The sequence below is a fragment of the Enterocloster aldenensis genome (assembly GCF_003434055.1).
Taxonomy (GTDB): domain Bacteria; phylum Bacillota; class Clostridia; order Lachnospirales; family Lachnospiraceae; genus Enterocloster; species Enterocloster aldenensis.
In genome coordinates this window covers 346668-353631 of sequence record NZ_QVEX01000006.1, presented here as the reverse complement: position 1 = coordinate 353631, position 6964 = coordinate 346668, and the positions used below count along the sequence as shown (strand labels likewise).

Annotated in this window: 7 protein-coding genes; all 7 read left to right on the top strand. The window is 52.9% G+C overall.

Features of this window, described 5'->3' with window-relative positions; translation table 11 throughout:
- On the top strand, positions 1-551 hold a 551-nt coding region (locus tag DWX59_RS15210; RefSeq protein ID WP_353626767.1), incomplete at its 5' end, for a 4Fe-4S dicluster domain-containing protein.
- 5 nt (positions 552-556) lie between these two features.
- Positions 557-1570 carry an ornithine cyclodeaminase family protein gene (locus DWX59_RS15205; protein ID WP_117560040.1) on the top strand — a complete coding sequence of 338 codons (1014 nt, stop codon included), beginning with the start codon at positions 557-559 and terminating at the stop codon, positions 1568-1570.
- Between the two features lie 90 nt (positions 1571-1660).
- Positions 1661-2086: a MarR family winged helix-turn-helix transcriptional regulator gene (locus tag DWX59_RS15200; protein ID WP_117560039.1), complete on the top strand. Its 426-nt coding sequence runs from the start codon at positions 1661-1663 to the stop codon at positions 2084-2086.
- Positions 2087-2178: 92 nt separating this feature from the next.
- Positions 2179-2529 (top strand): carboxymuconolactone decarboxylase family protein, encoded by a 351-nt coding sequence (locus DWX59_RS15195; protein ID WP_117560038.1) that lies wholly within the window; start codon positions 2179-2181, stop codon positions 2527-2529.
- Positions 2530-2633: 104 nt separating this feature from the next.
- A complete protein-coding gene (gene lpdA / locus DWX59_RS15190; RefSeq protein ID WP_166460234.1) occupies positions 2634-4382 on the top strand; it encodes a dihydrolipoyl dehydrogenase in 1749 nt (582 codons plus the stop codon).
- A complete protein-coding gene (locus DWX59_RS15185; RefSeq protein WP_117560036.1) occupies positions 4375-5307 on the top strand; it encodes a lipoate--protein ligase family protein in 933 nt (310 codons plus the stop codon). Before lpdA ends, DWX59_RS15185 begins: the two co-directional genes overlap by 8 nt.
- A 177-nt stretch (positions 5308-5484) precedes the next feature.
- On the top strand, positions 5485-6888 hold the full coding sequence (locus DWX59_RS15180) for an APC family permease (RefSeq protein ID WP_117560035.1): 1404 nt from the start codon (positions 5485-5487) through the stop codon (positions 6886-6888).
- Positions 6889-6964 lie beyond the last annotated feature (76 nt).

Here is a 6964-nt window from a genome sequence, read left to right as displayed (position 1 = left end):
GTGCCTTGAGCGAAGCGAAAGGAATGACAAAAATGATGAAACGTGTTTTTGTATTTAATCCGGATAAATGCTGTGCCTGCTCTGCCTGTATGATGGGATGCATGGACCAGAATGATATTGACCTGGCGGCAGGCGGTTCCTGTTACCGCAGAACCTTTGACCAGGAGATAGAAGAGGCGGACGGCAGCAATACCTGCGTCTACCTGTCCGCTGCCTGCATGCACTGTACGGACGCTCCCTGCATAGACGCCTGTCCGGCAGGATGCCTGGGCAAGGATCCGGAAACAGGGTTTACTGTTTATGATAATACCAACTGTATCGGCTGTAAAAGCTGCGCCATGGCCTGTCCCTTCGGCGCCCCCAGATACCGTGTTCCTGACGGGAAAATGGTTAAATGTGACGGCTGCAATGAACGGGTGAGGCATGGGCTGCAGCCGGCTTGTGTAAGGGCCTGTTCCTTTGACGCCTTAACCTGTGTGACGGAGGAGGAGTACCGGGACAGTGAAAGCGCCAAGGCCTGCAATGTCCTGATACAATCCATAAGGAAATAGGCTTTATGTTAATTACAGATGTAGGAAGCGGGGTTAGGAAGATGAATCATATGGTATTTTTAAATGAGAAAGATGTGTGTTCCCTGCTGACCCCTGCTGATGCGATTGCAGCAGCAGAGGAAACATTCCTCCATATTGGTCTGGGGGACATCACGGTGGGCGATATGGCGCTTATGTATGTGGATGAGGCGAAGATGAACAATTTCCATTCCATGCCGGCTATCCTCCATTACAGAAACGTGGCAGGGGTTAAATGGATCAGCACTTACGCAGACCCGCTGCCAGGTTATCCGTTCTGCCATGGAACCCTGGTCATCTTAAGCGATACAAAAAGCGGGTCCCCTATGGCGCTTGTAGGGGCCGAGAACATTACTGCCATGCGCACGGCCGGAGGCCATGGCGTGGTGCAGGCCAGGCATCTGTGCCTGCCAGGACCAAAGGTCCTCTCGGTCTGCGGATGCGGTGCCCAGGCCAGGTCCGGCATCAGGGGAATGCTTGCCCAGTTTCCCTGCATCAGGCAGGTCCGTATCTTCAGCAGGAGCACCGGCCCCATAGAGGCGGTAAGGGAGGAACTGAAGGACAGGGTGGAGGTAATCCCCTGTGACAGTCCTTTAAAGGCGGTAACCGGAAGCAGCCTGATCCTCATGGCATCCGGCTCCCAGACACCTCTTGTTGCCTGGGACATGCTAAAGCCCGGCGCAACCGTGATTGGAATCGAAGGATTCCGGGACCTGGACCCGCAGATTGGAAAAAAGGCAGACAAATGGTACCTGGGATACTGCAGGCCGGATGCCTATATTTTACAGTCCCCGCGGTTAAATCCTGGCGGATTATTGAAAGAAGGGGATGTTTACGGCGATATGACGGAACTTCTCACCGGAAAAGTCCATGGCCGGGAACGGGAGGATGAAATCATTGTTTCCACACATATGGGCATGGGGGCCCACGATGTGAACTGCGCCATGACTGTTTATGAGCGGGCGCTGGAAACCGGGATTGGACAGAAGATGGTTTTTTAGGTCTGGAAAATGGATGGTTGACGTGCCGGACCGCCGGTGTTATACTCTGATTCAGGATATAAGGCTGTATGGGCGGGAAGGTGGAAAGGGATGTTCCGGTTAGAGGATTGTATTGCATATATTACAAGCAGGGGAGCCAAAGTCCTGGCTGAACGGCTGGAGGAACGGTTTGAGGGCAGCGGCATCAGCCGTGTGCAGTGGATTGCCATGTACTATGTGAACGGCTGCCCTTCCATTACCCAGAAACAGCTGGCGGATAAGATGAACCTGAAGGAGCCGACCGTGGTTCGTCTGCTGGACCGTATGGAGGCCGACCATATGTTAAGGAGGGTCTGTTCCAGGACGGACAGGCGGGTCCGTTACCTGGAGATGACGGAGCAGGGAATGGAACTTTACCAGGGGCTTCTTGGGCGTGTGGAGCAGTTTAAGGAGGACGCCATTAAGGGGATTGACGAGGAAAAACTGGAAGTTTTCAAAGAGGTACTGGGCCAGATGCTTAATAACACGGAACATTAGTTGACAAACTGATAATTCCGTGTTATATTTATAACATAATACTTGTAGTGCTAACTATTAGTACTGCAAGAAAAATATTGGAGGGGTCTGAAATGAAAGATGTAAGAACCATGTTGAATGATTTTGTAGGCGGTCTGGGTACTCTCAGTGAAACCAATGAAGCACATGTCCAGGCATTCATGAATCTTTTGGGAACCAATTATGCAGAAGGCGCGCTCCCGGTCAAGACAAAGGAACTGATCAGCGTTGCAATCGGCGCATATAACCGCTGCGAGTACTGCATTGTCTATCATGTGTATAAAGCGTATGAGGCAGGTGCCACCAGGGAAGAGATATTAGAGGCAGCCATGGTTGCAGTGGCATTCGGCGGAGGACCGAGCATGGCATATACGGTTACGACACTTAAGGATGCGGTGGACGAATTCGAGCATGATTTTGAATAGTATATGAAAGACAGCGCTTTTCAGGCATACTTAAAGGCAGATGGAATAAACAGGGACGGTTGCGCAGGGAGATGCAGCCGTCCCTTTTTCGAAGGGAGAAGGACATGGAACTGATATTCAAGGCAGCCGACAAGGGCAAACAATATAAGGTTACAAAGATTTATGTGAAAGAGGGCCTGGCATTTGAGGCGGGCGCCCCTCTTTTTAAAGCGGAAAGCGGGAAACTGAATACCGTGGTAAAAGCAGAACAGGCAGGAACCCTTATGGAGCTTTTTGTTCATGAAGGACAGGAGATTGGCGCCGGGGACATTTTGGCCAGGGTGAGTTATGAAGAAGCCGGGGAACAGGCAGTCCAAAAACAAATGGGGATAAAAGGGATTTCCCCGGATAACAGGTCCGGGAAGGATAAGGGAGGGAAGCCGTCCCCTGCATACACCCTGCCCGGTAAAAAGGAAACCCTTACCTGTGACATCGCCGTCATCGGGGCAGGACCGGGAGGCTACGAGGCAGCCATCTATGCGGCAAGACAGGGAAAATCCGTTATCCTGATTGAAAAAGGAAAGGTAGGCGGCACCTGCCTGAATGCAGGGTGCATCCCTACCAAGGCCATTGTCAGCAGCGCGGCCAGGTACCATGGGCTGCAGTCCTCGGCCATATTCGGCGTATCCTGCCCAGAGGTTTCCTTTGACATGCATCAGGTAATCAGCCATAAAAACCAGGTGGTGGGGGAACTGCGCCAGGGGATTGAGTCCCTTCTAAAGGCCAATGATGTCCGGCTGGTCAGGGGAGCTGCTTCCTTCCAGGGGGAAAAGGAACTTCTGGTGGCACAGGGGCTTAACCGCACCACGGTTAAGGCTGACCATATCATCATTGCTTCCGGTTCCCGGATTCTTAAACTGCCCATACCCGGCATAAACGGGAAGAACGTGCTGAATTCTGCCTCGGCCCTGGACCTGGAAGAAGATTTCACATCCATAGCCATTATCGGAGGCGGTGTGATTGGCATGGAGTTTGCCGGAATCTACGCGGCCTTTGACAAACAGGTGCACGTACTGGAATATGAAGGACAGATACTGCCAACGGTTGACAGCGATTTAGCAGGGGCGCTGCTTCATGTGCTGGAAGGTAGGGCGGATATCCGCACAGGCGTCCGGGTGAAGGAAATCCGTGAAAGTGAAAACAACCGGTGCATCGTGGTATTTGAAGCAGATGGCTGTGAAAAATACCTGGTTACGGATAAGGTGCTGGTTGCAGTGGGACGCGCCGCGGACATGGAGGGGCTTAAGCTGGACAATGCAGGCATAAGGCTTACGGAGAACGGAAGGGCAATCGAGGTGGATTCCCACATGCAGACCAATGTGGACGGGATTTATGCAATCGGTGATGTGACAGGTAAAATCCAGCTGGCACATGCCGCGTCCCATCAGGGAATGGCGGCGGTTGACCATATCCTCCAGAAACAGCACGCCATGGAATATGATTTTATACCATCCGTTATTTTCTCAACCATTGAGCTTGCGGCTGTGGGCAAGACGGAAGGCCAGTTAAAAAAGGAGGGTATCCCTTACCGGGTAAGCCGTTTCCCCTTTGCTGCCAATGGAAAAGCACTGACCATGGAAGAAAGGGACGGGTTTGTCAAGCTGCTGGCCCGGGAGACGGACGGAGCGCTTTTAGGGGCTGCCGTGGCAGGACCTGATGCATCCAACCTCATATCAATCCTTGCCCTGGCGCTTTCAAACCATCTTCCTGCCGAGGCAATCATCCGTACCGTATTCCCGCATCCCACACTGGGGGAGGGAATCCATGAAGCCGCCCTGGGCCTGACCGTGGGGGCAATCCATAATTATGAATAGGGTGGTGGTATCCGGCTGCGGGAACGTGTACCGGAACCTTACACTGGAGACAAGGCTGCTGCGGCAGCTCCATGATAAGGAATGCATCCTTTATCTGTGGGTCAATGACAGGACCATCGTGCTGGGGAGCAGCCAGTGTCCCTGGCTGGAATGCCGTCCAAAGGAGTGTCAAAGCCAGGGCATTGCAATCGCCAGGCGCCCTTCCGGCGGGGGAGCGGTCTACCAGGACAGGGGCAACCTGAATTTCACCTTTCTTTACAGACGCGGCCAGGCGGACGGGGCGCGGTTAAGGGAAATCGTACGCAGTGAGATAGAAGAAACCTCAGGGCGTCCGGTGGAGGCCTCGGGCAACGATCTGCTGGCTGACGGGAGGAAAATCACAGGCATGGCCTTTTACGAGGAGCAGGACAATATGCTGATGCATGGAACCATCCTGGTGGATGCGGACCTGGAAGCCATGGACAGATGCCTTACCGTGAGCGTAAGGAAACTGCAGTCCCATGGCATTGATTCCGTGAGGAAACGGGTGATGAACCTTAGTGAGATGGCAGGGGACATAACGGTAAGCCGGCTCTTAAGGCGCCTGGCAGACCGCTTTTTCACCGTGATGGGGCCGGGACAGGTCCATTGGCTGAAAGAGACGGATATGCCGGGCGATGATTACGGTTATGGAAGCCATGAATGGATTTACGGGGAAAGCCCGGGGTGTGAGCTGGTTGTGGAAGAGGCCGGGGGGCGGGGAATCTACCAGCTGGCATTTAAGGTGGAGGATGGATATATGACAGGTCCCAGGCTGTACTCTGATACGGAACATACAGAGGACCACGGCCGGTTCCTTCAAAGCCTGGAAGGGATGGAGTATGAAGAAGGAAAAATGAAGGAGATGCTGAAGCAGTATCTGGCAGATTCCGGAACAGACAATTGATTATGATGATTCTTAAAAGGCAGACTCTGGCCGGTGTCGTATGACATCTGCCTGGACTGCCTTTTTTGGCCGATTACCAAAGAATGAAAAAACAGGCACATGGCTCATATCTTTCATGATTCTGGTAAGAATAATCCTTCAGAAAGACAATTTAACCGGAAAAGGAGAACTACTTAAATGGGACAGAGGGACGATGATAAAAAGATATTGTGGCATACCCTTGCCTTCATGGCATTTTCCACGGTCTGGGGCTTTGGGAATGTGATCAACGGGTTTTCGGAGTACGGAGGCCTCAGGGCGATTGTTTCCTGGATCCTGATATTTGCCATCTACTTCGTGCCATATGCCCTGATGGTTGGCGAGCTGGGCTCCACCTTTAAAGACGCGGGAGGAGGCGTCAGCTCCTGGATTCAGGAGACCATCGGTCCCAGGATGGCGTATTATGCGGGCTGGACCTACTGGGTGGTGCACATGCCTTATATTTCCCAGAAGCCCAATTCCACGGTGATTGCGGCCAGCTGGGCGCTGTTCCAGGACAAGAGGGCCAGCAGTATGGATACAACGGTCATGCAGCTGATCTGCCTGGTCATATTCCTGTTTGCCATGTACCTGTCCAGCAAGGGCATGGGTGTCCTTAAGCGGCTGTCCGCCCTGGCCGGATCCACCATGTTCATCATGTCCATGCTGTTCATTGCAATGATGGTGGCTGCCCCGGCATTGACAGGAGGGACCTTCATGACCATCCAATGGTCGTTAAAGACCTTCATCCCCACCTTTGACGCCAGTTTCTTCATGGGGCTTTCCATCCTGGTCTTCGCAGTGGGCGGATGTGAGAAAATATCCCCCTATGTTAATAAGATGAAGGACCCGTCCAGGGATTTCTCCAAGGGGATGGCGGCCCTGGCCCTTATGGTGGCAGTGACCGCCATACTTGGGACCGTTGCCCTTGGGATGATGTTTGATTCCAGCCATATCCCGCCGGACCTGATGACAAACGGCGCCTATTACGCCTTCCAGAGGCTGGGGGAGTACTATCATATGGGTAACTTCTTTGTGATTGTCTATGCCCTTACCAACCTGATTGGCCAGTTTTCCGTCATGGTACTGTCCGTGGACGCGCCCCTGCGGATGCTCCTGGACAGTGCGGATACACGCTTCATACCCAGGAAGATGTTTGAAAAAAATGAACACGGCACCTATGTGAACGGTCACAGGCTGGTGATGCTCATTGTCTGCGTCCTGATCATCGTGCCTGCCTTTGGCATCAGGAATGTGGATGTGCTGGTGCGCTGGCTGGTAAAGGTCAACTCGGTCTGCATGCCCCTGCGCTACCTGTGGGTATTCGTGGCCTATATCGCGCTTAAGAAGGCAGGGGATGCCTATCACGCCCAGTACCGGTTCTTAAAAGGCAGGACGGCAGGCATACTGGTGGGGGTCTGGTGTTTCGGTTTTACCGCATTTGCCTGTATCACCGGCATCTATTCCGACGACCTGTTCCAGCTGGTGCTCAACATCGTAACGCCCTTTGTGCTGGTAGGTCTTGGGTTCATCCTGCCCTGGCTGGCGGCCAGGGAGAATTAAATACGCTCTATTGCCTGATGAACCTGTTTGTGGTACAGTAGATGGTATGAAAAGGAAATGATTGACAAAGGAGATT